This window comes from Xanthomonas sp. SI (assembly GCF_014236855.1).
In the GTDB taxonomy this organism is placed as follows: domain Bacteria; phylum Pseudomonadota; class Gammaproteobacteria; order Xanthomonadales; family Xanthomonadaceae; genus Xanthomonas_A.
The window spans coordinates 4,829,096-4,855,266 of record NZ_CP051261.1; the positions used below are offsets into that span (position 1 = coordinate 4,829,096).

General features: G+C 69.2%; 22 protein-coding genes and 1 tRNA gene. 12 read left to right on the forward strand and 11 right to left on the reverse strand.

The window, feature by feature from the left end; genetic code table 11:
- Positions 1-142 precede the first annotated feature (142 nt).
- From rocF to birA, 5 genes are all read right to left on the reverse strand, one after another.
- Positions 143-1,066 carry an arginase gene (gene rocF / locus HEP75_RS20590; protein WP_185821402.1) on the reverse strand — a complete coding sequence of 308 codons (924 nt, stop codon included), beginning with the start codon at positions 1,064-1,066 and terminating at the stop codon, positions 143-145.
- Between the two features lie 206 nt (positions 1,067-1,272).
- A tRNA-Thr gene (locus HEP75_RS20595) sits at positions 1,273-1,348 on the reverse strand.
- A 135-nt stretch (positions 1,349-1,483) separates the two neighbouring features.
- Positions 1,484-2,332 (reverse strand): SPOR domain-containing protein, encoded by an 849-nt coding sequence (locus HEP75_RS20600; protein ID WP_185824759.1) that lies wholly within the window; start codon positions 2,330-2,332, stop codon positions 1,484-1,486.
- Positions 2,333-2,341: 9 nt separating this feature from the next.
- Positions 2,342-3,082, reverse strand: a complete 741-nt coding sequence (locus HEP75_RS20605) for a type III pantothenate kinase (RefSeq protein ID WP_185814374.1) — start codon at positions 3,080-3,082, stop codon at positions 2,342-2,344.
- A complete protein-coding gene (gene birA, locus HEP75_RS20610) occupies positions 3,079-4,050 on the reverse strand; it encodes a bifunctional biotin--[acetyl-CoA-carboxylase] ligase/biotin operon repressor BirA (protein ID WP_255423926.1) in 972 nt (323 codons plus the stop codon). The genes HEP75_RS20605 and birA overlap by 4 nt, the downstream gene beginning before the upstream one ends.
- Before the next feature lie 160 nt (positions 4,051-4,210).
- Between birA and HEP75_RS20615 the strand changes: the two genes are divergently transcribed.
- Both HEP75_RS20615 and HEP75_RS20620 read left to right on the forward strand, forming a co-directional pair.
- Positions 4,211-4,483, forward strand: a complete 273-nt coding sequence (locus HEP75_RS20615) for a hypothetical protein (RefSeq protein ID WP_185821406.1) — start codon at positions 4,211-4,213, stop codon at positions 4,481-4,483.
- A complete protein-coding gene (locus HEP75_RS20620; RefSeq protein ID WP_185824760.1) occupies positions 4,450-5,238 on the forward strand; it encodes a M90 family metallopeptidase in 789 nt (262 codons plus the stop codon). The genes HEP75_RS20615 and HEP75_RS20620 overlap by 34 nt, the downstream gene beginning before the upstream one ends.
- Positions 5,239-5,888: 650 nt before the next feature.
- Here the strand turns inward: HEP75_RS20620 and HEP75_RS20625 are convergent.
- From HEP75_RS20625 to dusA, 6 genes are all read right to left on the reverse strand, one after another.
- Positions 5,889-7,079, reverse strand: coding sequence for a DUF1501 domain-containing protein (locus HEP75_RS20625; protein WP_185824761.1), 1,191 nt, complete (start codon positions 7,077-7,079; stop codon positions 5,889-5,891).
- 61 nt (positions 7,080-7,140) lie between these two features.
- On the reverse strand, positions 7,141-8,721 hold the full coding sequence (locus HEP75_RS20630) for a DUF1800 domain-containing protein (RefSeq protein WP_185824762.1): 1,581 nt from the start codon (positions 8,719-8,721) through the stop codon (positions 7,141-7,143).
- 151 nt (positions 8,722-8,872) lie between these two features.
- Positions 8,873-10,243: a sensor histidine kinase gene (locus HEP75_RS20635; protein ID WP_185816734.1), complete on the reverse strand. Its 1,371-nt coding sequence runs from the start codon at positions 10,241-10,243 to the stop codon at positions 8,873-8,875.
- Positions 10,244-10,328: 85 nt separating this feature from the next.
- Entirely contained in the window at positions 10,329-11,012 is a 684-nt protein-coding gene (locus HEP75_RS20640; protein ID WP_003469280.1) for a response regulator transcription factor, read from the reverse strand.
- A 75-nt stretch (positions 11,013-11,087) separates the two neighbouring features.
- Complete coding sequence (locus HEP75_RS20645) at positions 11,088-11,357, reverse strand: hypothetical protein (RefSeq protein WP_255423591.1); 270 nt, start codon at positions 11,355-11,357, stop codon at positions 11,088-11,090.
- Positions 11,358-11,855: 498 nt separating this feature from the next.
- On the reverse strand, positions 11,856-12,884 hold the full coding sequence (gene dusA, locus HEP75_RS20650) for a tRNA dihydrouridine(20/20a) synthase DusA (protein WP_185824763.1): 1,029 nt from the start codon (positions 12,882-12,884) through the stop codon (positions 11,856-11,858).
- A gap of 303 nt (positions 12,885-13,187) precedes the next feature.
- On the opposite strand from dusA, the gene HEP75_RS20655 reads away from it, so the two are divergent.
- The 10 genes from HEP75_RS20655 to HEP75_RS20700 all read left to right on the forward strand — a co-directional run bounded on the left by HEP75_RS20655 (position 13,188) and on the right by HEP75_RS20700 (position 26,162).
- A complete protein-coding gene (locus tag HEP75_RS20655) occupies positions 13,188-14,249 on the forward strand; it encodes a sigma-54 dependent transcriptional regulator (RefSeq protein ID WP_255423927.1) in 1,062 nt (353 codons plus the stop codon).
- A gap of 275 nt (positions 14,250-14,524) precedes the next feature.
- On the forward strand, positions 14,525-14,800 hold the full coding sequence (locus HEP75_RS20660) for a hypothetical protein (RefSeq protein ID WP_185814381.1): 276 nt from the start codon (positions 14,525-14,527) through the stop codon (positions 14,798-14,800).
- Between the two features lie 30 nt (positions 14,801-14,830).
- On the forward strand, positions 14,831-16,555 hold the full coding sequence (locus HEP75_RS20665) for a phage tail sheath subtilisin-like domain-containing protein (RefSeq protein WP_185824764.1): 1,725 nt from the start codon (positions 14,831-14,833) through the stop codon (positions 16,553-16,555).
- Positions 16,556-16,585: 30 nt separating this feature from the next.
- Positions 16,586-17,110, forward strand: coding sequence for a phage tail protein (locus HEP75_RS20670; RefSeq protein ID WP_185814383.1), 525 nt, complete (start codon positions 16,586-16,588; stop codon positions 17,108-17,110).
- A gap of 8 nt (positions 17,111-17,118) precedes the next feature.
- Positions 17,119-17,889: a hypothetical protein gene (locus HEP75_RS20675; RefSeq protein ID WP_185824765.1), complete on the forward strand. Its 771-nt coding sequence runs from the start codon at positions 17,119-17,121 to the stop codon at positions 17,887-17,889.
- The gene (locus HEP75_RS20680) at positions 17,886-18,713 is read left to right on the forward strand and encodes a hypothetical protein (RefSeq protein WP_185824766.1); all 828 of its coding nucleotides are present in this window, start codon (positions 17,886-17,888) and stop codon (positions 18,711-18,713) included. Before HEP75_RS20675 ends, HEP75_RS20680 begins: the two co-directional genes overlap by 4 nt.
- On the forward strand, positions 18,710-19,993 hold the full coding sequence (locus HEP75_RS20685) for a DUF4255 domain-containing protein (protein ID WP_185824767.1): 1,284 nt from the start codon (positions 18,710-18,712) through the stop codon (positions 19,991-19,993). Before HEP75_RS20680 ends, HEP75_RS20685 begins: the two co-directional genes overlap by 4 nt.
- Positions 19,994-20,008: 15 nt before the next feature.
- The gene (locus tag HEP75_RS20690; protein ID WP_185824768.1) at positions 20,009-22,120 is read left to right on the forward strand and encodes an ATP-binding protein; all 2,112 of its coding nucleotides are present in this window, start codon (positions 20,009-20,011) and stop codon (positions 22,118-22,120) included.
- Positions 22,117-22,509, forward strand: coding sequence for a hypothetical protein (locus HEP75_RS20695; RefSeq protein WP_185824769.1), 393 nt, complete (start codon positions 22,117-22,119; stop codon positions 22,507-22,509). Before HEP75_RS20690 ends, HEP75_RS20695 begins: the two co-directional genes overlap by 4 nt.
- A gap of 8 nt (positions 22,510-22,517) precedes the next feature.
- Positions 22,518-26,162: a DUF4157 domain-containing protein gene (locus HEP75_RS20700; protein WP_185824770.1), complete on the forward strand. Its 3,645-nt coding sequence runs from the start codon at positions 22,518-22,520 to the stop codon at positions 26,160-26,162.
- Positions 26,163-26,171: the final 9 nt, after the last annotated feature.

Below are 26,171 nucleotides of genomic sequence, written 5' to 3' on the forward strand. Positions count from 1 at the left end.
GTGGATTCCTCGCAGTGGATCGGGTCTGGGGCGGCGGCGATAGCCGTTGCCGAGCTACCGTCTGGCGGTGAATCTGACTTCACGACTGTGGATTTCACGTGAATGAAGCGTGGCAATATTCAGTTTCGTATCGAAAACCGCCTCAATCGCGCATCAGCGTGGACTTGCCGAACAGGCTCTCGACCAGGTCCACCGCCAGTTCGGCGGTCAGATTGCGATGGTCCAGCACCGGATTGAGTTCGACGATGTCCAGCGAGCCCATGCGCCCGCTGTCGGCGATCATCTCCATCACTAGCTGCGCTTCGCGGTAGTTCGGCCCGCCAGGCACGGTGGTGCCGACGCCGGGAGCGATGCTGGGATCGAGGAAATCCACGTCGAAGCTGACGTGCAGGTGGGTATCGGCGTCCAGCCCGTCCAGCGCCGCCTCCATGGTCCGCTTCATGCCCATCTCATCGATGTAGCGCATGTCGTACACGTCGATGCGGTGCTGCTTGATCAGCCGCTTCTCGTCCGGATCCACCGAGCGGATGCCGATCTGGCGGACCTGCTCCGGGCGCAGCGCCGGCGCGGTGCCGCCCAGTTCGGTCAGCGCCTGCGGCCCCAGCCCGCACAGGCAGGCCACCGGCATGCCATGCACATTGCCCGACGGCGTCACCTCGCTGGTATTGAAGTCCGAATGCGCATCCAGCCACAGCACCCGCAGCTTGCGCCCCTGCTCGCGGCAATACCGCGCCACCGCAGTGATCGAGCCGATGCCTAGGCAATGATCGCCACCGAGCATGATCGGCATGCGCCCGGCACGCAGTTCGGCGTAGCTGGCCTCCATCAGCGCGCGGTTCCAGGCCACCACTTCGTCCAGGTGGCGATAGCCGGCGACCGGGGATTGCCACGGATTGCGCGGGCCGTCGAGGTTGCCCAGGTCGCGCACCTCGATGCCGCGATTGGCCAGCGCCTCGTGCAGGCCGGCGATGCGCAGCGCCTCCGGCCCCATGCGCGCGCCGCGGTGCCCGGCACCGATGTCGGTGGGAACGCCGATCAGGGACACCGGCAGAAAAGAGGAATTCATGCGGACGCGCTCCAGCGAAAAATGTGCGCCAGTCTAGCGAGCCGCTTGCAGCGCGACCCGCCGCGGCGCAGCAGGCGAGCGCCGGCGCTGTGCGCTGGTTGCCGGAAACACATGGGAAGTGCAGCGCGGCGCTTGCAGGTGCATGCAGTCGACCGGCATGGGGTTGGCGCAGCGTGGCGCTGGCCTGTGCGATGCGATGCGAAAAGTGGTGCCGCTTGTCCGAATCGAACGGACGACCTACTGATTACAAATCAGTTGCTCTACCGACTGAGCTAAAGCGGCACGAGGACTGCACTACCCGCGCTGCGGGCCGTCGCAGTCTACCTGCTGGCAGGCCGCTGTGGCATATCGCGGCGGCGGCGCTGGACCGCGATCCGCGCCGGCCGCACGCGACCTACGCCGTCGCAGCGCGGCATTCTAGCGCAGCGTGGCGCAGTCCAGCGCACGCTGCCGCTGCGCACCGAGTTGCCGGCGCAGCGCCGTGGCCTGCGCTGCGGAGTCGGTGCGCAGGTCCAGCCACCAGCGCGACTGGCCGCTGCCGCCGCTGGGAATCAGATCGACGTTGAAGCCGGCCTTGGCCAGTTCGGCCTTGCGGCGTTCGGCGCCTTCGCGGCTGCGGTACTGGCCCAGGGCGATGGCATTGCCGGCGTCGCCCTCGCGGATCGGGTAATAGTCGCGGATGCCCGCCGCGACGATGCGATCGACCGCGGCCTTGACCCCGTCCTCGCCGCCGATGGTCGGCAGCAGCACGCGGAAGTTGGTGGCATCGCCGTCGCCGACCTCGCGCAGGCGCGGGCGCGGCGCGGCGGTGCCGAGCGCGGCGGCGGCGGTCTCGGCGGCGGCGCGGTCCGGATACGGACCCAGGCTCAGACACACCGGGGCGGCGGCGGCAGGCTCGGCAGCAGCGGCCGCTGCAACGCTGGGTGTCTTGGGCGGCGGTGACGCGGCGGCCGTTACTGGCGCTGCGGTCGCCGTCACTGCGCTGGACGCAGCTGCGTCCGTTGCAGGAGCGCTGGCGGCCGGAACGTCGGCGGCCGGCGCGGGCGCGGCGTGGACGGCAGGGGGCGGCGCCGCAGTGGAAGCCGCCGGTGCCGCAGACGCGGCCTGTGGCGCGGCCGCGGACGCCTGCACCAGTTGCAGCGTCGCCACCCCGGCCGGCAGCGCCGGCATCGGTGCCGGCGCCGGGGTCTGCGGCTGCGTCGCCCACCACAGCGCGACGCCGAGATTGAGAATGGTCAGGACGACGAGCAGGGCGCGGACGAGCATGCGCGGATTCTACCCGGCGGACCCGGCCGCGGCGTGCGCCTGCGCCCACAGCGCCAGCCCGTCCAGCACCAGCGATGGCCGCTGCTCGGCCGCCGGCAACGCGTGCAGCAACGGCGGGGCGCCGCCGCCGTGCAGCAGCAGCCGCGGCCGCCGCGCCAGCAGTGCCTCGCCCCGCTGCAGGCTGCGTTCGATCAGCGCCAGCGCCGCGCCGTCGCAGCCGGAGGCCAGCGCATCGGCGGTATCGGCGGCGAACTCGTGATAGTCGCCGCCCTCGGCCGGCAGTTGCGCCGCGCGCTGCTGCAGCGCCTGGCGCATCGTGGTCGGCGACGGTGCGATGCGCCCGCCGTGGTGCAGGCCGTCGCGGTCGAGCAGGTCCAGGGTCAGCGCGGTGCCGACCCCGACCACCAGCACATCGCCGTCGCCGTGCGCGGCGAGCAGCGCCAGGAAGCGGTCCACGCCGAACTTGTGCGGCTGCGCGTAGGCGATGCGCACGCCGGCGCAGGCGGCCTCGGTGCGCGCCACCCGCACCTGCGCGAAGCGGGTGCGCAAGGCATCCAGCACGGTGGCGGTCAGTCCCGGCGCGGCGACGCTGGCGACATAGGCGGTGTCGCCGCGCGGCAGCGCCGCCACCGCGGCCGCGTCCATCGCTTCGGCACCGTGCGGCCAGGCCTGCACCGCAGCGGCGCGGCCGCGTTCCAGCGCGGCGAACTTGAAGCGCGAATTGCCCAGGTCGAACAACCAGTCGCTCATGCCGGCCTCACGCTGACTTCGCCGGCATGCAGCGGGCGCTCGCCATCGGCGAAGGCGACCCGCAGCGCGCCGTCCTCGGCCAGGCCCAACGCCACGCCCTCGCGCGCGACGCCGCCCTCGTCGATGCGGATCGCGCGCCCGGCGAGCAGGTCCAACGCGGCGTAGCGCGGCAGGAACGGCGCCAGGCCCTGCGCGTCGAACAGCGCCAACGCCGGCAGCAGATGCGACAGCACCGTGGCGGCGATCGCGTTGCGCGAGACCTCGGCGTCGGCGCCGGACAGCGTGGCCAGGTCGGTCCATGGCTGGCCGATGCTCGCGGCGCTGGCCGCGGGCATGCGAACGTTGAGCCCCAGGCCGATCACCGCACGCGCCGGCCCGGCGAACTCGCCGCCGCCTTCGACCAGCAGGCCGCCGAGCTTGTGCCCGTCGGCGAGCAGGTCGTTCGGCCATTTCAGCCCGACCGTGGCGAAGCCGGCCGCGCGCAGCGCCTCGGCCACGGCGACGCCGGCGGCCAGGCTCAGGCCGCCCAGCCGCCCCAGCCCGCCGTCGAAGCCGCGCGCCACCGACAGGTACAGATGCGCCGCCAGCGGCGAGGTCCAGACCCGGCCGCGGCGGCCGCGGCCGCCGGTCTGGCGCTCGGCCAGCAGCACTTCGCTGCCGCGCGCCGGCGCCGGCCGCGCCAGCAGCGTGCTGTTGCTGGAAGCCAGGCTCCAGGCGATCTCCAGCCCGGCCAGCTCGTCGCGCGCGGCCGGCGCCAGCGCGGCGCGGATACGCTCGGCCTCGAGCAATTCCAGCGGCCGTGCCAGCCCGTAGCCCTCGCCGGCGCGGCCGTCGATCTCCACCCCGGCCGCGCGCAGGCCCTGGATGCGCTTCCACACCGCAGCCCGGGTCAGCCCGAACGACCGCGCCAGGGCGTCGCCGGAAAGGCGGCCCTGGCTGAGCCGGGCCAGTAGTTCGCGCTCGTCCACGCCGATTCCATCGCCTCGTTTCAATCCACACGCCCCTGAAGACGTGACTCGGAACGGAAAAGTATGCGGGAAGCGCCGGCCCCGCGCCCAGCGCCGGCCTGCACGGGGTGAAAACCGCGTTAGAATCGGGATTCACCGCCGTTCGCCCTGGATGCCGACGATGCGCCGCTCCCTGCCGTGCCTGATCCTGCTGTTGCTCCCGCTGGCCGCCGTCCACGCGTCCGAAGCGCTGGTGAGCAAGCAGCGCAACGACTGCGTCTACGCCGACAGCACCGACGCGGACGCCGTCCAGGCACGCCCGGCCTCGACGGCGCGCCCGCCCGCCGCGGCGGCCAAGCCGGCGGCACCGAGCGGCGGCGGCAGCGACAGCGACCTGGTGCCGCGCCTGCGCATGCCCAAGTGGCACAGCTTCCTACCGGGGATGTTCCGCTGATCCCACGCTGGTTGCGCTGGCTACTGCCGACGCCTGTTGCGATCGACGATGCGACCTGGCACCTGGTGCGGCAGCGCTGCGCGTGGGTGGCGGCACTGGATGCGCAGCGCGAGCACACGTTGCGCACGCTGGCCACGCACTTCCTGCAACGCAAGACCATCTCGCCGCTGGACGGACTGACCCTGGATGCGGCGCAGCGAACCGTACTTGCGGCGCTATGCTGCCTGCCGTTGCTGGAGTTCGGCGCCGAGGGCCTGCGCGGCTGGTCGCAAGTGCTGGTGTATCCGGATGCGTTCCGCGTGCAGCGCAGCCATGTCGATGCGGCCGGCGTGCTGCACGAATGGGAAGACGAGCTGATCGGCGAATCCTGGGACAGCGGCCCGCTGATCCTGTCCTGGGCCGATGTGCAGGCGGACCTGGACGACCCGCATGCCGGCTACTGCGTGGCGGTGCACGAAATGGCGCACAAGCTCGACGTGCTCGACGGCGCACTGGACGGCACGCCGCCGCTGCCGCGCGACTGGCAGCGGCGCTGGGCCGCGGATTTCCAGCGCAGCTACGACGCGTTCTGCAAGCGCGTGGACCGCGGCCGCGGCAGCGAGATCGACGCCTACGCCGCCGAGGCGCCGGAAGAATTCTTCGCGGTGGTCAGCGAATACCATTTCTCCGCGCCGGAGCGGCTGCAGCGCGAGATGCCGGACGTGGCTGCGCATCTGACACGGTTCTATGGTCGCTCCCCGTTCGCTGGCGCGTGAGCGCTCGGCGTGAGAGGCGAGCAGGCGGCGATCGCGGCATGACGGATGCTTTCCTGCAGGCGCGATTTCAACCGCGACAAATGCAGCGATGACCCCTGGCTTCGGATGCCGTCGGGACTGAAGTCCCTCCCACAGTGCACCCAGCCGGCTAGCCGCAAGCCCCTTGTAGGAGCGGCTTCAGCCGCGACAAACGATGTCGGAACTGCACCGGCTTCGGACACTATCTGTCGGGGCTGGAGCCCCTCCTACAGGGCACCCGGCCGGCTCGTCGCAAGTCCCCTTGTAGGAGCGGCTTCAGCCGCGACAAACAAGTCGGAGCTGCACCGGCTTCGGACACTATCTGTCGCGGCTGAAGCCCCTCCTACAGTGCACCCAGCCAGCCCGCCGTGAGCCCCTTGTAGGAGCGGCTTCAGCCGCGACGAACGAAGTCGGGAACTGCACCGGCTTCGGACACTGTCTGTCGGGGCTGAAGCCCCTCCTACAGTGCACCCAGCCAGCCCGCCGTGAGCCCCTTGTAGGAGCGGCTTCAGCCGCGACGAACGAAGTCAGGAACTGCACCGACTCCGGACACTGTCTGTCGGGGCTGAAGCCCCTCCTACAGTTCACCCAGCCGGCGCGCGGCCGCTTTGTGCAACGGCGCAGCGCCCACCTCACACCAACTGCAGATCCCGCGCATGCGCCTGCGGGAACACTTTCTGCAATTGCGCCGGCGACAGGCCCCACATGCGGCTCAGCAGGCCGGCAAATAGGTCGCGGTAGTTGGTCAGCACCGGGTAGTCGCGATCCTGGAACAGCTTGTCCTTGCTCACCGCGACCTGCTCGCCGGCGATGCGGCCGCCGTTGACCGCGCCGCCCATCACCCAGTACGTGGTGCCATGGCCGTGATCGGTACCCTTGTCGCCGTTCTCGCGGAAGGTGCGGCCGAACTCGGACAGCACCACCACCACGGTGTTGCGCCACTCCGTGCCCAGCGCCTCGGCATAGGCGGCCAGGCCTTCGGACAGGTTGCCGAGGTTGGTCGCCAGCAGGCCGTCGGTGCTGCCCTGGTTGACGTGGGTGTCCCAGCCGCCGACATCGACGAAGCCGAGCCGGTAGCGCTCGCGCATCAGCGTGGCAATGCGCCGGGTCTCGTCGGCGAAGGTGCGTGCGCTGGCGGCGCCGCGGTTGGCCTGCTGCATTTCGTCCTGCAGCGCCTGCGACACCTGCTGGCGCAGCGCCAGGCCCTCATGCGCGGCGCTGGCCAGCGGCGTGCCCTGGTACATCTGCGCCAGGATATCGGCCTGGCGCTGGTCGAAGGCAGGGGTGGGATTGCGCTTGAGCGACAGGTTGGGAATGTCGCCGCCGCCCTGGAAGCTCAGCGGCAGCGAATCGGTGAAGGCGATCGCCGGGGTGCCGGTGGCCACCTGCGACAGCCGCGCCAGGAAACCGGAGCGGTAGTCGCTGCGTTGCCCGGCCGGCTGCCCGGCCTCGATGCTGTCCTGGGTTTCGAAATGGCTGCGCGACAGGTCGTCGGTGCCGGCGAACGGCACGAACGCCAACTGCTTGTCGTTCCACAGCGGCTGCAAGGTGTCGCGCAGCCGCGGGTTCAATCCCCACTGCGCGTCCAGCGCGATGGCACTGTTGGGGTTGGCCGGATCCGGCCGTGCGATCGCCAGGGTCGGCCGCGATGCGTAGTAGAAATCGCTGGCGTAGGGAATCAGCAGGTTGTTGCTGTCGTAGCCGCCGCGCAGGAACACCACCAGCAGGCGTGGCGAGGGTGCCGGCGCGGCGAACAAGCGCCCGGCGAACGGCAGGCTGGCCGCGGCGGCAGCGGAGGCGAACAGGAAATGGCGGCGGTGCATGGAGGATCTCCGTGATCGCCGGACGCGGCGGCGGTCGCCGCGCCCAGCGCTATGGGCCGGATCAGCGATAGTTGAAGTCGGGCGATGCCAGCAAAAACGCGTTCCACTCCTGCTGCGAGCGCGCCTGCGCCAGCGCCTGGCGGGTGGTCTCGCCGAGCTGCGGCTCGATCGCCTGGTAATACAGCGGCGTGGTCAGTTGCGGAAAACCGCCGCGCTGCTGTCCGTCGCTGGTGAACAACTGGGTATTGCCGCCGCCGATCGCGCGCGCGATCTCGAAGCGCTGCGCCATCTGCCCGGAACTGTTCCAGGCGCTGGACTGCAGCGGCCAGCCATCAGGAGTGATGCGCCCATAGCTCGGCTCGCCCATCTGGCTCAGCCAGCCCAGCAGCGGCTGCGGATTGGCGATGGTCTGCCCGTCGTAGGCCAAGCGCAGCGACGACACCAGGAAGCGGTAGGGGTCCTTGAACTTGTGTGGCGCGCCGGCGGCCATTTCCGGCGCGGTGAACAGCACCTGCAGCACGGCGGCGATATCGCCATCGCTGCGCTGGAAAGTGCGCGCCATCTTCTCCACCAGCGCCGGCGGCGGATCGTCGGCAACGAAATACTCGGCCATGCGCCGCGACACGAAATGCGCGCACGCCGGCTGGCGCACGATCAGTTGCACCGCACGTTCGACCTCGTCGAAACCGCCGCCGGCGATGCGCTGGCCGAGCAGGGTCTTGTCGCCGGACTGGTGCCGCGCCGGATTGAATTCGAACGCGCCACGGCGCAGGTATTGCGCCTGCTGCGGGGGCGGCAATTTCGGCGGTGTATCGCGGTTGGGCGGGGCGATGCCGACGCCGGTGAGGATCAGCGCCAGTTGCTGCACGTCGTGCTGGCTGTAGCCGCCGTCCACGCCCAGCGTGTGCAGCTCCATCAGTTCGCGCGCGTAGTTCTCGTTGACCTTGCCCTTGGCATTCTGCGCGTTGTCCAGATATTCGAGCATGGCCGGGCTCTGCAGCGTCGCCATCACCAGGTCGGAGAACTTGCCCAGCGCATGCGGGCGGATCGCGTTGTCGGTGTAATCGGCGACGGTCCAGTGCAGGCGGCCCTTGTCGGCGAACACGCTGAAGTGATTGAGCCAGAACCACACCATCTGCTCGCGCAGCTGGTCGCGCGAATACACCGCGCGCAGCAGCTGCGCCTGCCGGGCCTGCGCCAACAGCGCATCGGCACGCTGCTGCAAGGCCTTCTTCGCCGCGACCTTGGCCTCGCCGTCGGGCATCGCCTTGATGTACTGCTGGCGCGCATCCAGTTGCTTGAGCAGGTCCTGCACCGGCGTATGCAGCGCCTCGTAGCCATCCAGTTGCGTGCGTACCGCCGCAGGCAGGGCGGCGTCGCCGCTGGAGGCCTGCAACTGGTCGCGCAGGAAGCGCTTGCGCCCGTCGTGCTGCAGCTGCGCCACGCTGGCGCTGTCCAGGCCGGTGGTCATCGATTGCAGCCAGCGCGCATCGTCGCGCTCCAGCACCTTCTGGCTGCCGGCGATGGCGCCGACGGTGAACAGCACCAGCAGCAGCGACAGCAGCAGCCGCTGCGTGTTGCGCAACGCGCGGCGCCCGTGCGCGCGCAGACGCGATACGGGACGATGCCGGGGCTTGGGCATGCGGCGCTCCTTGGACGGAAAAACCGGCTGTGACGACCCGCGCAGTATCCGCGCCTGCCTGGCGCAGGCGTTAAGCCGATGTCGGAAACCGCCGCGGCGTTTGCGCGGGATTCACCTGCAGCGCACAGCCCGGCTGCTACGGGCTCGGCTGCTACAGCCCCGGCGGCATGGTCACCAGGAAGCGCGCGCCGCCCAGTTCCTCGGAACGGCTCACCTGCAGTTCGCCGCGGTAGCCCTTGACCAGGTCCTGCACGATCGCCAGGCCGATGCCGTGGCCATGCACGCGCTCGTCGCCGCGCACGCCGCGCTGCAGGATGTGCGCCACTTCCTCCGGCGCGATGCCGGGGCCGTCGTCCTCCACCGAGATCACCAGGCCGGCGCGCCGGCTGCCGGCCGCCGGCGCCGGACGCACGCTCAGCAGCACCCGCCGCCGCGCCCATTTGAAGGCGTTTTCGAGCAGGTTGCCGAGCAGTTCCTGCAGGTCGCCGGGTTCGCCGTGGAAGCGCGCGCTCGGCTCGATGTCGAACTCGCACAGCACGCCCTTGGCCGCGTACACCTTCTCCAGCCCGCGCACGATCTCTTCGGCGTTGGGTTCGATCGGCAGCGGCGCGGAGAACAGCTTGTGGCCGCTGGAAGCGGCGCGGCTGAGCTGGTAGGTCACCAGGTTGTTCATGCGCCGCAACTGCGCGTCCAGCTCCTCGCGCAGCTCCGGGCCATCGTTGCCGCTGTCGAGTTGGGTGCGCAATACCGCCAACGGCGTTTTCAGGCTATGCGCGAGGTCGGCCAGGGTGTTGCGCTGGCGGTCCAGGTTCTCGCGCTCGCTCTCGATGAAGGCGTTGATGCTGTCGGTCAGCGGTTCCAGCTCGCGCGGATGGCGGTCGCCCATGCGCACCGCTTCGCCGCGCTGCACCTTGGTCAGTTCGTTGATCACCCGCCGCAGCGGACGCAGGCTCCACTGCAGGATGAAGGCCTGCAGCAGCAACAGGATCAAGCCGGCGCCGCCGAGGTTGAACCACACCCGGTGGCGGAACACCAACAACTGCGCGCCCAGCGCGCGGGTGTCCTCCATGATGTAGATGGTGACCGGGGTTTCCTTGTCGCGGCGCACATAGGCCAGGCCGATGCCGTAGCGGTAGACCTCGCCTTCGCTGCCGTCGATCTGGGTCATCGGCCAGGGGCCGTCGAAGGTTTCCTGGCGCGGCTCGAGCATGCCGCCCTTGGGCGGCAGCGGGCCCTCGCTGGACATCGAGATCCAGCGCTCGTTGGGCATCACGATCTGCGCGTACAGGCCGCTGCCCGGCCTGTCGAAATGCGGGTCCGGCGGCGGCTTGTCGTTGTTGATGTACAGCGAGCCGTCGCGCGCCACGTCGACGTTGTTGGCGTAGGCCGTGGCGTAGCTCTTCAGGCGCTCGCGCAGGTTGCTCAGCGCGGTATCGGCGAAGGCCTGGTCCAGCGCATAGCCGGCCGCGGCCAGGAACGCCACCAGGCTCAGGCTGGCGGCCAACAACTGGCGCGCCTGCAACGAACGCGGGCGCCAGCGCTTGTACCACTTGGGCCGTACCGCCACGCTGTCGCGTCCTTCGGTTGCTCGTCGCAGGCGCGTGGGATCAGCCTTCGGTGCGCGGGATCGCGAACCGGTAACCGCGGCCGCGCACAGTCTCGATCGGCTTCAGCTCGCCGTCCGGATCCAGCTTCTTGCGCAGGCGGCCGATGAACACTTCCAGCACGTTGGAGTCGCGATCGAAGTCCTGCTGGTAGATGTGCTCGGTGAGGTCGGCCTTGGAGACCAGTTCGCCGGCATGCATCATCAGGTACTCGAGCACCTTGTATTCGTAGCTGGTCAGGTCGACGTTGCTGCCGCTGACGCTGACCGTCTGCGCGGCGAGATCCAATGCCACCGGCCCGCATTCCAGGGTCGGCTTGCTCCAGCCCGCGGCGCGGCGCAGCAGCGCGTTGACCCGCGCCAGCAACTCCTCGACGTGGAACGGCTTGACCAGATAGTCGTCGGCGCCCTGCTTCAGGCCCTCGACTTTGTCCTGCCAGCTGGAACGCGCGGTGAGGATCAGCACCGGGAACTTCTTGCCTTCGTCGCGCAGCGCCTTGATCAGCTCCATGCCCGACATCTTCGGCAAGCCGAGATCGATGATGCCCACGTCGAACGGCACTTCGCGGCCCATGTACAGGCCTTCCTCGCCGTCCTGCGCCGCATCCACCGCGAAGCCTTCGCGCTTCAGGCGAGCAGCCAGGGTCTCTCGCAGCGGAGCTTCGTCTTCGACCAGAAGGATACGCATGAACTCTCCCTAGTTACTTACAGATGGCCGGCGGCCGGGCAGTGTGTATGACAAGCTGAACCAGACTATCCGGGCTCAGGGGTTATCGCCGCGTGGTGGTTCCTGCGCATCGCTGGGACGCGGCACGCGCGGCGGCGCGGAGCGGCCAGGCTGCGGATCGTCCATGTAGCGCACGCGCCCGCGGCCATCCATGTACTTCACCCGGTTGATGTCGCGCCCGTCGAACGGCACGCGCTCGGCGCCGAGGATCTGTCCACCGGTGGACCGCTGCACCCGGCGCACCGCATCGGACAGCGAGCTGCCGTTGTAGTCGCGCGCCCGGGGCGCCTCGCGGGGCGGCGCCATCGGCGGCGCGCCTGGCGGACCAGGCGGACCCGGCTGCTGCGCCCAGCCATGACCAGCCGCCATGAGCGCGAGTGCGATCACGGCAACGGTGCGACGGCGGCGGAGAGTGGGCGAGATCACGAGGTGGCATCCTAACGGACTGATCGGAAACGTTCAAAAGTTGTGAAACCGGATGCCTGGCAGCAGCGCCGCGATTCCGCAAAATCGAGCCAAATTCTTGATTTTTCGGGGTGAATCCGATCTGAACTTTTCCGGCCGCGACCGTCTTCGTTCAGTGAAATGAACTTACTACACCGCACCGGCGGGCGCTTGCTGACGGCCCTTAGCCCCGCCTCGGCAAGGGTCTGCCGTCCCCACTGCGACGGGACTGGCTGCCGCAGGAAGCTGAACAAAGTAACTGAACGCGCATCCAAAAGGGAGCCGCAGCGTCTGTTGGGACGGCTTGCGTTGGGCCCCCAGGAGCGAAGCGCGGATGAATGGCGCCCCGTCCGAGAGTCGCTACGCTGCGACCTGCGGCGCCCCTGCGGTCATAAGCAAAGCCTGTTCCACTAGCGCCCAGTCCGCGCCCGGCCGGTGCGCGCCCTCGCTGAGCACCTGGCGGAACGCGCGGCCGCCGGGCTGGCCGTGGAACAGCCCGAGCAGGTGGCGGGCGATGTGCTTGAGCGCCACGCCATCGGCCAGACGCGCCTCGACATACGGCTGCAGCGCGCGCAGCAGCTCGGCGCGCGGCCTCGGCGTGGCGCCGGTCAGGGCCGCGTCCAGCCGGTGCAGCACGTAGGGATCGTGATAGGCCGCGCGGCCCAGCATCACCCCATCGACCGCGTCCAGCTGCGCGCGCGCCGTGTCCACGTCGGCCAGCCCGCCGTTGAGCACGATCTGCAACTGCGGGCGCTCGCGCTTGAGCCGGTGGGCCCAGTCGTAGCGCAGCGGCGGCACCTCGCGGTTTTCCTTCGGCGACAGGCCCTGCAGCCAGGCGTTGCGCGCATGCACCACGAACAGCCCGCAGCCGGCAGCGGCGACCTGGTCGACGAAAGCCAGGAACACCGCGTAGTCGTCGTCCTGGTCCACCCCCAGCCGGCACTTCACCGTGACCGGGATGTCCACCGCCTGCACCATCGCCGCCACGCACTCGGCGACCAGCGCCGGCTCGCGCATCAGGCAGGCGCCGAAGCGCCCGGCCTGGACCCGGTCGGACGGGCAGCCGCAATTGAGATTGATCTCGTCGTAGCCCCACTCCTGGCCGATCCGCGCCGCCTGCGCCAGCAGCGCCGGATCGCTGCCGCCGAGCTGCAGCGCCAGCGGATGCTCGACCGCATCGAAGCCCAGCAGCCGCGCGCGGTCGCCCAGCACCACCGCGTTGGCGTGCACCATCTCGGTATACAGCCGCGCCGACGGCGCCAGCAGCCGGTGGAACACGCGGCAGTGGCGGTCGGTCCAGTCCATCATCGGCGCGACGGACAGGCGCAGGGAGGCGGCATAGCGCGCGGCGGCGTGCTGGGTCGGGGCGAAGGGCGGATTCAGCGACATCGAGGCGGGCATCGGTTCACAGGGCGACACGGGCCGGCGCAAGCGCGGCATCCGTCGTCGATCAAAGAGTCTGCCTAGGTTACACGCTGGCGGCGCGCGGCCGAGAAGCGGCGGATGAACGCATGCGCGCCCGCCCGCTGCCGGCCGAGCCGGGAAGTGGTGCCGTCCACGCCGAGCGCCGGGGCGTGGCCGCTTTGCGCCGCGGACCGCGTCTAGCGTCATGACAGGGGATACATCCGCAAGCGCGGCGCCCAGGCGGCACCGCCGAGTGCCGTCGTGCGGGCAAGACAAGGAAGCTTCTCGATGAACTGGATGTCCGCTGCTGCGCCGCCGGGTCCGTCCCGCTGTGCGAATCCGATGATCGGCGAATCGGCGGCCTTGTGCGCTGCGCGCCGGCTGCTGCAGCGCTATGCGCAGTGCAATGCGCCGGTGCTGATCGAAGGCGAAACCGGCACCGGCAAGGAACTGGCCGCGCGCGAGATCCACTATGCAAGCGCTCGCCATCTCGGACCGTTCGTGCCGATCAACTGCGGCGGGCTGACCGACAGCCTGCTCGAATCCGAATTGTTCGGGCATCGCCGCGGCGCCTTCACCGATGCGCACAGCAGCGAACCCGGGCTGGTCGACTGCGCGCGCGGCGGCACCCTGTTCCTGGACGAGATCGACTCGCTGTCGGCGAAGGCGCAGACCACGCTGCTGCGCTTCCTGCAGAACGGCGAGTTCCGTGCGGTGGGCGAGCGCACGCTGCGCGCCGCGGATGTACGCATCGTCGCTGCGACCAATGCATCGCTGGCCACGGCGGTGGAGACGCGGCTGTTCCGCCGCGACCTGCTCTATCGGCTCAATCCGCTGTACGTCCTGTTGCCGCCGCTGCGCGATCGCGAAGGCGATGTGATGCTGCTCGCACGCTACCTCCTGGCACAGGCGCCGGCACGCTTCGGCACTCCACCACGGCAGTGGGCGCAGGATGTGCTGCTCGCGCTGTGCGACCACGACTGGCCCGGCAACGTCCGCGAGCTGGACAACATCGTGCTGCGCCTGAGCATGCGCGTGGAGCGCGAGCGCATCGGCATGGACGATCTGGCGCTGGCGGAGCCGGCGATCTGGGGCGAGACGATGCCGCCGCGCACCACCTTCCACGGCAAGGGCGACGACGACGAAGGGCATGCGCGGCCACCGCTGTGCTTCGCGCGGGCCAAGCAACACGCCATCGCCAGATTCGAACGCTGCTACCTGACCGCCTTGATGCGCGATGCCGAAGGCAACGTTAGCCGCGCGGCGCTGCTGTCGGGTACCGAACGGCGGCAGCTCGGCAAGCTGCTCAAGCGGCATGGCGTGGAACGGGGCCATGCGGTCCCGGAATGAACCGCCGACGCCGGGTGCGCATCGACCCGGCACCGTGCTGGTCCGGGTCTGCATCGACCCGGCGATGCGGCTACCGCACATCGTGCCGATCGCCGCGGCACGCCTGCACGGCGCCGGCGAAACGAGGGTTTTCCCAAACGGAATCAATCGGGTATCACCATGACGCAGCGCCTCGTAGCGAACGCCGGAGACCGAGCCCGCCACATCCGTATCGCTGGCACGGCTCTTGCGATTCGTGTTCCCCACATCGCCCGATCCGCGGTGGGAGTATCGAGATGAGCGAGCCCGACTCTGATCCGGCGTATGCCGATGGCGAGATCACGGCAACCCTGCTGTCGTACCTGCAGAACCATCCGCAGGCGGCGGACACGCTGCAAGGCATCGTCGCCTGGTGGCTGCCGCAACAGCGCTACATCGCCGCGTCGGCACGGATCGAAGCGGTCCTGCACCGGCTGGTCGATACCGGCGCGCTGCACCGGCACGCATTGCCGGACGGGGCCGTGCTGTATTCCCTGCATGCCGCGCAGCGTCCGCCGACGTTGCGTCACTGACCGAATCCCGACGATCCAAGGAGAACCGTTATGCCAGCTGCGCTCACCTATCCGGGCGTTTACGTCGAAGAGATCGCCAGCGGGGTCCGCACCATTTCCGGTGTGGCCACCTCGGTCACCGCTTTCATCGGCCGCGCGCTGCGCGGCCCGCTCAACACCGCTACCGTGATCAACGGCTTCGGCGATTTCGAAACCCGTTTCGGCGGGCTGTGGGTCGAGTCCGCGCTGGGGTATGCGGTACGCGATTTCTTCGCCAACGGCGGCGGACAAGCGGTGATCGTGCGCCTTTACCATGCCGACCCCGCGCCGCTCGCGAACAGCAACCCGCCTGCCGCAGCGGCGGCGCAACGGCCGATCGATATCGGCGAACTGCATTTCCTCGCCGCCGACGCTGGCCGCTGGGGCAATGCGCTGCGCGTGCGCGTGGATCGCGACAACGTGTCCGCCGAGGCGGCCGCGTCGCTCGGGGTGGCGGCCACCGCGCTGTTCAACCTGACCGTGCGCGACAGTGCCAGCGGCCGCAGCGAGCGCTACCTCAACCTGACCGTGGTCGACAGCCCGCGCCGCGTGGACCGCGTGCTGAGCGGCGCCTCGTCGCTGCTGCGCTATGCCGGCGCTCCCGACGGCAGCGAGGCGGTCGAGGCCGGCGGCGATGCGATCAGCGTCAAGGAAGAGGGATTGCTGACGGCGCAGAAGGCGCTCGACGGCAAGCGCAACAGCGATCCGTCCGCAGACGCCGCCGCGGAGATCGCCGCCGTGGCGAGCGCGCGCACCGCGCTGGACGGGGTGCTCAACGCCGCCAGCCAGGCGGTGTCTGACGGCCTGCCGCTGACCGTGGCCGACTTCCTGCCCGCCGGCGGCGAAGCCGCCAAGCAAGGCCTGTACGCGCTGGAGCAGGTGGACCTGTTCAACCTGCTGTGCCTGCCGCCCTACCGCGCCGCCACCGACACCATCGATGTGGATACCGGCCTGGTGTCCGCGGCCGCCGCCTACTGTGAGAAGCGCCGCGCGATGCTGTTGCTCGACGCGCCCAAGCCGTGGATCGACAAGGACAGCGCACGCAGCGGCATCAGCGACGTGGATACCGATCAGGTCGGCACCCGCAGCCGCAACGCCGCGCTGTTCTTCCCGCGGTTGCGCCAGCCCAATCCGCTGCGCGACGGCCAGATCGAGACCTTCGCCGCCTGCGGCGCGGTGGCCGGCGTGTTCGCGCGCACCGACGCCAACCGCGGCGTGTGGAAGGCGCCGGCCGGCTTCGACGCCACGCTGGTCGGTGCGCCGCAGCTGGCGGTGGCGTTGACCGATGCCGAGAACGGCGAACTCAATCCGCTGGGGGTCAACTGCCTGCGCGCGCTGCCGGGCGCCGGCCGCGTGGTGTGGGGCGCGCGCACGCTGCGCGGCGCCGACCAGCTGGCCGACGAATACAAGTACATCCCGGTGCGCCGCACTGCGCTGTACATCGAGGAAAGCCTGTACCGCGGGCTGAAATGGGCGGTGTTCGAACCCAACGACGAACCGCTGTGGGCGCAGATCCGGCTCAACGTCGGCGCCTTCATGCACACCCTGTTCCGCCAGGGCGCGTTCCAGGGCAGTTCGCCGCGCGATGCCTACTTCGTGCGCTGCGACAAGGAGACCACGCCGCAGAACGACATCAACCTGGGCATCGTCAACGTCGTGGTCGGGTTCGCGCCGCTGAAGCCTGCGGAGTTCGTGGTGCTGCGGCTGCAGCAGATCGCCGGCCAGATCGACGTCTGAGCCGATCCAAACGTCATCCGGAGAATCTTCATGGCCCAGTTCACCGTCAATGCCTACCGCTTCGATCCGTACAAGAACTACAAGTTCCGGGTCCGCTGGGACAACAAGTACGTCGCCGGCGTCAGCAAGGTCAGCGCGCTCAAGCGCACCACCGAGGTGGTCAAGCACCGCGAGGGCGGCGACCCCAGCAGCAGCCGCAAATCGCCCGGGCGCACCGAGTTCGAGGCGATCACCCTGGAGCGCGGAGTGACCCACGACAAGGAATTCGAGCAGTGGGCGAACAAGGTATGGAACTACGGCGCCGGGCTGGGCGCGGAAGCCTCGCTGAAGGATTTCCGCAAGGACCTGATCATCGAGGTCTACAACGAGGCCGGACAGCTGGCGATCGCCTACCGCGTGTACCGCTGCTGGGTGTCCGAATTCCAGTCGCTGCCGGACCTGGACGCCAACGCCAACGCGGTGGCGATCCAGCACATCAAGCTGGAAAACGAGGGCTGGGAGCGCGACCTGGACGTGGTCGAGCCGGCCGAACCCAGCTACACCGAGCCGGCCTGAGCATCGCGATGAACGCCGTGGCCTGCGCCGCCCGCACCCCGACCGACACCTTGCTGCAGGCATGGGAAAGCCTGCATGGCGCGTGCGCCAGCGAGCGCGCGTACGGTCTGCTGGCGGTGCTGTGGCCGCAGCTGGCGCTGGAACAGTGGCGCCAGGTCGGCCTCGGCGAGCGCGATGCCTGGCTGTTGCAGCTGCAGGCCATGCTGTTCGGCGACACGCTGCAGACGCTGAGCGACTGCCCGGCCTGCGGCGAGACGCTGGAAACCACCCTTCCCGTGCAGCAACTGTGCGCGGCGCCGAGCCAACTGCCGCAGCCGCGCGCCGTGCACGAACTGCGCCACGACGGCTACCGTTTGCAGTTCCGCCTGCCCTGCGGCGACGACCTCACCGCGATCGTCCGCACCGCGCACGCAGACACCGATACCGACGCCGCGATCGGCGCGCTGATCGCGCGCTGCCTGCTCGACGTACGCCACGGCGACGCCACCGTCGCTACCGATACCTTGCCGCCGGCGCTACGCGAGCGCCTGGGTGCGGCGATGGCCGCAGCCGACCCGCAGGCGGACCTGCGCATCGGCGTGCGCTGCCCGGCCTGCAGCCATGCCTGGTCGGCGCGGCTGGATATCGCGGCCTATCTATGGGACGAACTCGACGACTGGGCGCAGGAATTGCTGGCCGACGTCCATCTGCTGGCCCGCCACTACGCCTGGAGCGAGCGCGACATCCTGGCGCTGGCGCCGGTACGGCGCCGCTTCTACCTCGATCTGGTGCAAGCATGAGCGGGCCCGGCCTGACCCACCTGGCGCATCTGGTCGAGCAGGCGCGCGGCCAGGTACCGGTGCTGAGCCGACGCCGACCGGGACTGTTCGAGCCGCGCACCGCAACGACCGACGACATGCCGCCTGCACCCGCAGCGCAGGCCATGCAGCGACCGGCGGTATTGCCTGTTGCGGCGCCCGCTGCCACCGAGCGTTCGCCGTCGGCGCCGTGGTCGCAACCACTATTGCCCACATTGCCGCACCCGACCGCGCACGCCGCCGCCGATCGCGTGTCACCCGCCGCTGCGGCACCGGCTGACGTCGCGCCGCCCGAGCCGGCGCCGCTGCGCCGCGACCGCGTGCACGAGACGGTGGTCGTCGCGGCGACGCAGCGTTTGCCAGCGTCGCTGCTGCCTCAAGCAAGCGCCGCGGCGTCGCATGCACGGCTGCACACCCCACCGGGCAATGCGCCACCACCGCGCGCTGCGACGACAGCGCCCCTCGCCGCACCACAGCAGGCACAGGCAACGCCGTCGGCACCGGCAGCCGAACGCACTGTCGCCACGGCGGCGACTGCCGCATCGTTGCCGCTGCCGCCCCAACTGCGCGCGCCACTGCGCGACGCGCGCATGCCGGTGGCAACGCCACGCGCAACCGATGCCGCGCGCCAGGCGCCACTGGCCGCGCTCGCGGCAGCACCGCCGCCCGCGGTGCAGGTGACGATCGGCCGCGTCGAGATCCGCGCCAACGCCGCCGCGCCCACCGCGGCTCCATCGAAGCCTGCGCGCAAGCCGGCGCTGGACCTGGACGCGTATCTGCAACAGCGCCATGGCGGTGGCCGATGAGCAACGCGCTGGCCATCGCCGCGGTCACCGCTGCACTCAAGGATCTGCTCAATGCCGGTCTGCTCGGCCTGGATCTGTCGGCGATCGGCAGCGTCGGCGTCAGCGCCTTGCCGCCGGACCGCATCGCCACCGGCCAGACCGAGCCCAACCAGCTCAACCTGTTCCTGTATCAGGTGACGCCGAACAGCGGCTGGCGCAACCATGCGCTGCCGGCGCGCGACAGCGCCGGCGCGCGCGTCGGCAAGCCGCCGCTGGCGCTGGACCTGCACTACATGCTCACCGCCTACGGCGCGCAGGACCTGGCCGCCGAAGCGCTGCTCGGTTTCGCCATGCAGTTCCTGCACGAGACGCCGATGCTCAGCCGCGCGCAGTTGCGCAGCGTGCTCGGGCCGCCGACGCCACCGTTCGGCAACCTGTCCGCACTGAGCCTGGCCGACCAGGTGGAATGGCTGAAGATCACTCCGTCGTTCCTCGGTGCCGAGGAGCTATCCAAGCTGTGGACGGCGATGCAGGCGCGCTACCGGCCATCGATGGCCTACCAGGTCTCGGTGGTGTTGATCGAATCCGATGCCGCGGCCAGCAGCGCCCTGCCGGTACTCAAGCGCGGCGCCGGCGACCGCGGGCCGATCGCGCTGGCGGGTGCGGCGCCGAGTCTGAGCAGCGTGCAACCGGCAGGGTCGACGCTGCTGCCGGCGGCGCGGCTCGGCGACACGCTGCTGCTGCGCGGCCGGCAACTGGCACTCGCCGACAGCATCGTGGTGTTCGAGCACGCGCGCAGCGGCGAACGGGTGGAACTGGCGCCGAACGCTGCAGAGGGTGACAGCGCCTTGCGTGTAACGCTGCCCGCCGACAGCGACAGCGGCGCGATCGATGCGTGGCGCTGCGGCTTCTACACAGTGCGGGTACGCCATGCGCCGACCGGACTGACGCCGCTCAGCAGCGGCGCGCTGGCACTGCCGCTGGCGCCGCGTATCGTCGCCACCCCGCTGGCCGCGGCGCCCGGCGCGCTGGCAGTGAGCATCGAATGCCGGCCACGGCTGACGCCGCTGCAGCATGCCGCCGCGCGCCTGCTGTTCGGCAGCGCCGAGTTGAGTCCACAGGCCATCGACACGCCGGCCGATCCCAGCCTGCCGACCACCCTGTATTTCACCGTTGCCGATGCCGCCGCCGGTCGCTATCCGCTGCGGTTGCGCATCGACGGCGTCGACAGCCTGCCGATCCAGCCGGGCGCCGATGGCAGCTTCGATTTCGATCCCCAGCAGACCGTCGTGGTCGGCTGACGCACGGGACAGCGCATGCGCGAAAGTGTCGCCTCCGAGTTGGACCGCTGGACCGAGGACAACAACCGCTACCTGGCGGCGTCCTTGCACTGGCTGCGGTTGCTGTTGCAGACGATGCTGCCGGCGGCCGCCGCGGCGCCCGGCACGACGCAGGCGGTCGCGCCGGTGTCGCGCGGCTGGTTCGCGCGCGCCGCGCAGGGCGATGCGCCGCGCGTGGAGGCGGCGCCGATCGCGTTGCCGGCGCCGCAGGCCTCGCTCGGCAGCGCCACCGACGCACGCGCGCAGGCGGCGCAGACCGAGCCGCCGCCGGCCTTGCTACTGCTGGCCGAGCGGCTGGGCCTGAATCCGTTCGAACGCGACGTGTTGCTGCTGTGCGCGGCGATGGAGCTGGACCCGGCGCTGCCCGGTTTGCTGCAGGCCGTGCATGGCGTGGCGTATCCCAGCTTCGGCCTGGCCTTGCAGCTGTTCGAGCAACCGAGCTGGGATGCGCTTTCTGCGCAGCGTCCGCTGCGCCACTTGCGCTTGCTCGAGATCAACCAGCCCGGCGCCACCGCGCTGACCGCGTCGGCGCTGCGCGCCGACGAGCGCATCGTCAACGCGATCAAGGGTCTGAACCAGCTGGACGAGCGCCTGGCCGCGCTGGCGACGCCACTGCCGCAGTTGCTGCCGCTGGCGCCAAGCCAGCATCGACAGGTGCAGGAGCTGCTCGGCAGGGTGCAGGCCGCGCCGGCAGGCAGCACGCCCGCAGTGCAACTGCTCGGCGCCGATCGCGGCAGCCGCGTCGCGGTGGCGGCACAGGCCGCCGCCGCGTTGGGCCGGCATCTGTATACCGTGCCGGCCGAATCGCTGCCGACCACGCGCGCCGAACTGGAGATCTTCGTCCGCCTGTGGCTGCGCGAGAGCCTGCTGCTGCCGATCGCGCTGTACGTGGAAGCCGACCAGACCGATGCCGCAAGCGGCGACGCTGTCGCGGCCGTGCAGCACCTCGCGCTGCGGCCGCCGGGCCTGCTCTTCGTCGGCCTGCGCGATACGCCGCTGCGCGGCGATGGCAGCGCATGCAGTCTCGAGGTGACCACGCCGACCGCCGCCGAACAGCATGCAGCGTGGCGCGACGCGCTCGCGGCCGGGCCGGATGGCAGCGCCACTGGCGAAAGCGCTCCCGACGCGACCGCCGGAGACGATGCGCAGGCCGCGCGAGCGCGCGACGCGGCGACCCTGTCCGGCCACTTCAAGCTCAATCTCGAACAGATCGCCGCCGTCGCCGCGCAAGCGCGCACGCGCAACGCAGATCCCTGGGACATCTGCCGCGACCTGTCGCTGGCGCAACTGGACACCCTGGCGCAACGCCTGCAACCGAAGGCGCGCTGGGAGGACCTGGTGCTCGGCGAGGAAGCCACGGCGCTGTTGCGCCAGATCGCCGCCCAAGTACACGGCCGCCATCGCGTCTACCAGCAATGGGGCTACGCCGAACGGATGAACCGCGGCATGGGCATCAGCGCCCTGTTCGCCGGCGAGAGCGGCACCGGCAAGACCATGGCCGCCGAGGTGATCGCCAACGAACTGCGCCTGCACCTGTTCCGCATCGACCTGTCGTCGGTGGTCAGCAAGTACATCGGCGAGACCGAGAAGAACCTGCGGCGCCTGTTCGATGCCGCCGAGCAGGGCGGCGCGATCCTGTTCTTCGACGAGGCCGACGCGCTGTTCGGCAAGCGCAGCGAGGTCAAGGACAGCCACGACCGCTACGCCAACATCGAGATCAACTACCTGCTGCAGCGAATGGAGGCGTTCTCCGGACTGGCGATCCTGGCCACCAACATGAAGGCGGCGCTGGACACCGCGTTCATGCGCCGGCTGCGCTTCGTGGTCAATTTTCCATTCCCAGGCCCGGCCGAGCGCGCGCGCATGTGGCGCGGCGCATTCGCTCCCGGCGTGCCGCGCGAGGCGCTGGACTACGACCGCCTGGCCCGCTTCGGCCTGTCCGGCGGCAACATCCACAGCGTCGCGTTGAATGCCGCGTTCGCCGCCGCCAGCGACGACGCGACGGTGGACATGCCGCGATTGCTGCAGTCGGTACGCAGCGAACTGCGCAAATTGGACAAGCCGGTGAACGAGGTGGAGTTCAGATGAACGACGTGCCGCTACCGATGCCGCAGCGCATAGCGCGCTCAGTGTCGCCGCCCGCCGCCACGGCACGCAATGCAGGCGCCGAGCCCGTGCGCGGCGAACAATTGATCGCGATGGCGACTCACCCAACGTCATTGTCGATCGAACGTCTGCGCATCGACGGGCTGGCGCTATCGCCTGCACAGGGCACCTTGCTGCAGCACGCACTGGAATCCGAACTACAGCAGCTGATGCGAGCCGGGCACCAAGTGTTTCGCAGCGATCCGCATGCGGACGCACGGGCGCAAACGCTGCACTACGTCGCAGGTGACAACCCTGCAAAGCTCGGCGCCGAAATCGCCCGCAGCATCTATGCAGCGATGCTCGACTCAGCGACGCGGGGACATCGATGAGCCGTGGCATGCCGGTGATCGCTCGCCGCCCTGCCGCGCCCGTCACCGTGGCGGCCGGCCTGTTGCAGCGCAAATGCGCCTGCGGTAACCACACCGCAGCCGGCGACAGCTGTGATGCCTGCAGGAAAAAGAAAAGCCTCGGCGTGCTGCGCTACGCAAGCGGCACCGACCATGGCACCGACGATCTTGCGGTGTCGCAACCCGGCGATGCGCTGGAACGCGAGGCCGATGCCGCCGCCGACCGTATCGTCGGGCCAGGAAGGATGCCATCCACTGCAAGCTCGGCGCCTGAGGACATAGGCAGTTCCGCGCAGCCACATGCTGCGTCGGCCTCGGCCCGGGTAGCCAGCGTGTTGGGCCGCGCGGGCAACGCGCTGCCCCCTGCGTTAAGGCAGACGATGGAGGAGGGATTCGGACGCGACTTCAGCCGGGTGCGCATCCATCACGACGCCGAGGCAGCACACTCCGCCGATGCGGTCGGGGCTCTGGCGTACACCGTCAGCGACCAGATCGTCTTCGGGCGAGGTCAATTCATGCCGGATACCCATCCGGGCCAACGCTTGCTGGCACACGAGTTGGCCCATGTGGTTCAGCAAAGTTCCGGGCGGGTAAGCCGCATGATCGCCCGTGATACGCCTGCTGAAGCGGGGGGCGACTGCGTCAAAGGACGCCCTCTCGGCGAGGCAATCAAGTCGGCGGCCGCGCCTGCTGCCAATACGCCCGTCTACCGTATCTGGGGTGCGTGGAGGGAAGGCGACAACACGCTCAGCTTCCTCCGCCGCACGCTGACCGACTGGATCAAATGGCGCTTCGGCGGTATAGACAGCCGCCAGTTTGCGGCTGTATTGGACTACGGGTTGCTGACGACGCGCGGCGAAGCGGCGGGCAATCCCGGCTGCCAGGTCAAAATCACCGTCGACTACGACGCAATGTCGAATCTGCGCCAGCTCGCCGGGGAGGCCGCTCGCGAGAAGAGGGCAACCGAAGCCGCTAAGGCGCAACCCGCGCCGAGCGGCGACGGCAGTAAGGACATAGCGCCCGCGGCCAGCGACGGCGGCAAGGATGCCACGGCACCCGCGCCAGCCGCGGCCGCAGAATCGGCGATGCCGCCAAGCAATGCGACTCCGCATACCGCGCAGATCAAGGGCAAGCCAGGCCAAGGCATGCCGGCCCTGGGCGACTTCGGTCAGCTCGGTGACAAGGTCGCCGAAGACCGCTATCAGGATGAGTACCGGACCGTCCCGGTCAGCGCCGACGCTACAGTCATGCGCGATCCGAAACGCGCCGAGTTGTACCTGGCGATTCTGGAGCAGTACCACGGCCGTTCACCGACCGCTGCCGATCATGCCGCTGCCGCCGACGGCCTGGATCAGGTCGAGCTGGAAAAGATTATCGACGGCAAGCCCATGCGCCGGGTACTCACCGCGTTGTTCGGCCAAGGATTTCGCGAGTTCGAGCAGGTCGGCGGTAGCGAACTGGACCGGTTCTCGATCCTGATACAGATCGTGTGCGAGCAATTCACGCGCGGCAACCCGACAGCCACCCACAACCAGTTGCAGATCGGAAAGGGATTCCCCGAACAGGGCGTACTTGGCATCGTCGAGCGTGGTACCGGTCTGTTGCTCTACACCGACGCAGGCATACCGCTGGCCGGCCTTGCCGGCGTCGGCTTTCGCGACAAAGGATTCATCGCTACGAAGGTCGCCAAGGACGCGTGGGGACTGAACATCGCCAATGTCGCCGATCCCGGGCTGCGTTCCCTGCTCAATGCGCTGCGCCAGACCTTTGGCGATCCGATGCGCATGGCGGTAGCCGGCGCCGAGGTCTATTTCAACAACATCGAACTTGTCAACGGAAAGGTGCAGGCCGGATTGGCGCATGAGGTAAAACAGAAATTCGTCGACATGCTGCCGTTCTTTATCGGTTTCATCGCCGGGCACGCGGTGTCAGCACTGCTGATGCGCGTACCCAATCCCTATGTGGCATCGGTCGGTATCGCCCTGAAGGGATTGCTGACCGCTGCCGGCTACGTCATGGAAATCGATTTCGCTGCTGGCGCTATGCAGCGCCTTTTGCAGGCTGCCGCACATCTGAGCAAGTTCGAAAGAAACGATCGAGGTGAGGTCAGCGCACTGTCGGAATCGCATTTGAATGCCGCGGCGAAACTGATCCAGGACATGGTTGCCGAGATAGCCGCGATGTTCGCCACGATGGCGCTCGGCAAGTTGATCAGCGGTGCCCACAGCGGACTGCGGAAACTCCGCATCGAATGCACGCATTGCGCCCTGAAAGGCCCGGGCACGACCGAAGCAAAGACCCTCACCCCGGAAGCCAAGCCGGAAGCGAAGGGCGAAGCAAAGGCAGAAGCAGGAGCAAAGGCGGAGGCGAAAGGAGAGACGAAGACAGAAGCGCAGCTGAAGCCGGAAGCCAAACAGGCTGAAGCCACACCGGTAGAGAAGGCGAAGCAGCGCCTGCAGGAACTCGGAGAGAGCAAAAGCGGCAAGCGGAAGGAACTGGCGGATCTGCGTCAACGTCGCAGCGAGTTGTTGGAACAGCGGCGCAAAGCTGTCGGCGAAAAGGACGCCGCCATCAGGGAATGGGATGCGGCGAAGGATCACGCCACGCGCGACGCGGCGCGCGACAAGGCACGGGCCGCCAATGAACGCGCCACCCAGTTGCGCGAACGGTTGGATGCGTTGCCATCCGAAGAAGGCGTGAGCAAGGACCTGAAGCGCCTGGACACCGAGATCGGGATCGAGAACATCAAGGCCGACCCGAACAGCCGCGGAACGTTGCCATGCTTCGCACCGGACACGCCGGTGTGGACGTCGGACGGCCCGCGTCCGATCAGCGAGCTGCGCCCGGGCGATCGCGTCTGGGCCTGGGACTTCGCCACGGGGACGCGCCGACTCAGGCCGGTGCTGCAGGTGCATCGTGGACTCACCAAGGGCTTCCGTCGTCTCACCGCAGACGGCATGACGATCCTGGCCACGCGCCAGCACCGTTTCTGGGTCGAAAGCGACTTGGCCTGGCGCACCGCCGAATCGCTGATGCCCGGCGCGCAACTGCGCGACCTCAACGGCCATCGTCTCCGCCTGCTGGGCAATGAGGAGCAGGTCGTCGGCACCGATGCCGACACCTTCAACCTCACTGTCGAAGAGCTGCACAGCTACTACGTCGGTGCCGGCGTGCTGGTGCACAACGGCGGAGTGGACATTGGCCTGGGGGGCGACTTCGTCATCTATCGCGGCACCAACGTGAAATACCCCGGGCAGGTCTATATCGGTCAAACCACGCAACTGGACGTGCGCGGCGCCCCCCGCGGGGACAAGGCGCGCGAACTCGAGCATCAAAAGGCCGCTCGCCGCAAGCTCGCCGATGACGCTAGTGGCATAAAGAAGCTCAGCGCACGGGACAAGGCGTTCTATGAGTTCATGGAGGGAGCGAAGCTGGAGCCGATCGTCGAGGGCATCGGCACCCAAGCGCAGGCGGACTATCTTGAGCAGCGCAACATCGAACTGGAGCGTCAGGTTTCCGGCAAGGACAAGGTGATGAACCGGCGCAACGAGATCACCAACGATAGCCACATGAAAGCGGTGGTGGAGGCGATTAAGGCCGATCCTGCGGTGAAGGCGAAGGGTTACTGTCCATGAAGGAGCACG

Bases quoted from the DNA above. Each gene is read 5' to 3' on its own strand.
- HEP75_RS20660 (WP_185814381.1), top strand. From the start codon at position 14,525: ATGAGCGAGCCCGACTCTGATCCGGCGTATGCCGATGGCGAGATCACG.
- HEP75_RS20600 (WP_185824759.1), bottom strand. From the start codon at position 2,332: ATGCTCGTCCGCGCCCTGCTCGTCGTCCTGACCATTCTCAATCTCGGC.
- dusA (WP_185824763.1), bottom strand. From the start codon at position 12,884: ATGTCGCTGAATCCGCCCTTCGCCCCGACCCAGCACGCCGCCGCGCGC.
- HEP75_RS20655 (WP_255423927.1), top strand. From the start codon at position 13,188: ATGAACTGGATGTCCGCTGCTGCGCCGCCGGGTCCGTCCCGCTGTGCG.
- HEP75_RS20605 (WP_185814374.1), bottom strand. From the start codon at position 3,082: ATGAGCGACTGGTTGTTCGACCTGGGCAATTCGCGCTTCAAGTTCGCC.
- HEP75_RS20670 (WP_185814383.1), top strand. From the start codon at position 16,586: ATGGCCCAGTTCACCGTCAATGCCTACCGCTTCGATCCGTACAAGAAC.
- HEP75_RS20700 (WP_185824770.1), top strand. From the start codon at position 22,518: ATGCCGGTGATCGCTCGCCGCCCTGCCGCGCCCGTCACCGTGGCGGCC.
- HEP75_RS20625 (WP_185824761.1), bottom strand. From the start codon at position 7,079: ATGCACCGCCGCCATTTCCTGTTCGCCTCCGCTGCCGCCGCGGCCAGC.
- HEP75_RS20615 (WP_185821406.1), top strand. From the start codon at position 4,211: ATGCGCCGCTCCCTGCCGTGCCTGATCCTGCTGTTGCTCCCGCTGGCC.
- HEP75_RS20685 (WP_185824767.1), top strand. From the start codon at position 18,710: ATGAGCAACGCGCTGGCCATCGCCGCGGTCACCGCTGCACTCAAGGAT.
- HEP75_RS20665 (WP_185824764.1), top strand. From the start codon at position 14,831: ATGCCAGCTGCGCTCACCTATCCGGGCGTTTACGTCGAAGAGATCGCC.
- HEP75_RS20640 (WP_003469280.1), bottom strand. From the start codon at position 11,012: ATGCGTATCCTTCTGGTCGAAGACGAAGCTCCGCTGCGAGAGACCCTG.
- HEP75_RS20690 (WP_185824768.1), top strand. From the start codon at position 20,009: ATGCGCGAAAGTGTCGCCTCCGAGTTGGACCGCTGGACCGAGGACAAC.
- HEP75_RS20695 (WP_185824769.1), top strand. From the start codon at position 22,117: ATGAACGACGTGCCGCTACCGATGCCGCAGCGCATAGCGCGCTCAGTG.
- HEP75_RS20680 (WP_185824766.1), top strand. From the start codon at position 17,886: ATGAGCGGGCCCGGCCTGACCCACCTGGCGCATCTGGTCGAGCAGGCG.
- HEP75_RS20675 (WP_185824765.1), top strand. From the start codon at position 17,119: ATGAACGCCGTGGCCTGCGCCGCCCGCACCCCGACCGACACCTTGCTG.
- HEP75_RS20645 (WP_255423591.1), bottom strand. From the start codon at position 11,357: ATGGCGCCGCCCCGCGAGGCGCCCCGGGCGCGCGACTACAACGGCAGC.
- HEP75_RS20630 (WP_185824762.1), bottom strand. From the start codon at position 8,721: ATGCCCAAGCCCCGGCATCGTCCCGTATCGCGTCTGCGCGCGCACGGG.
- rocF (WP_185821402.1), bottom strand. From the start codon at position 1,066: ATGAATTCCTCTTTTCTGCCGGTGTCCCTGATCGGCGTTCCCACCGAC.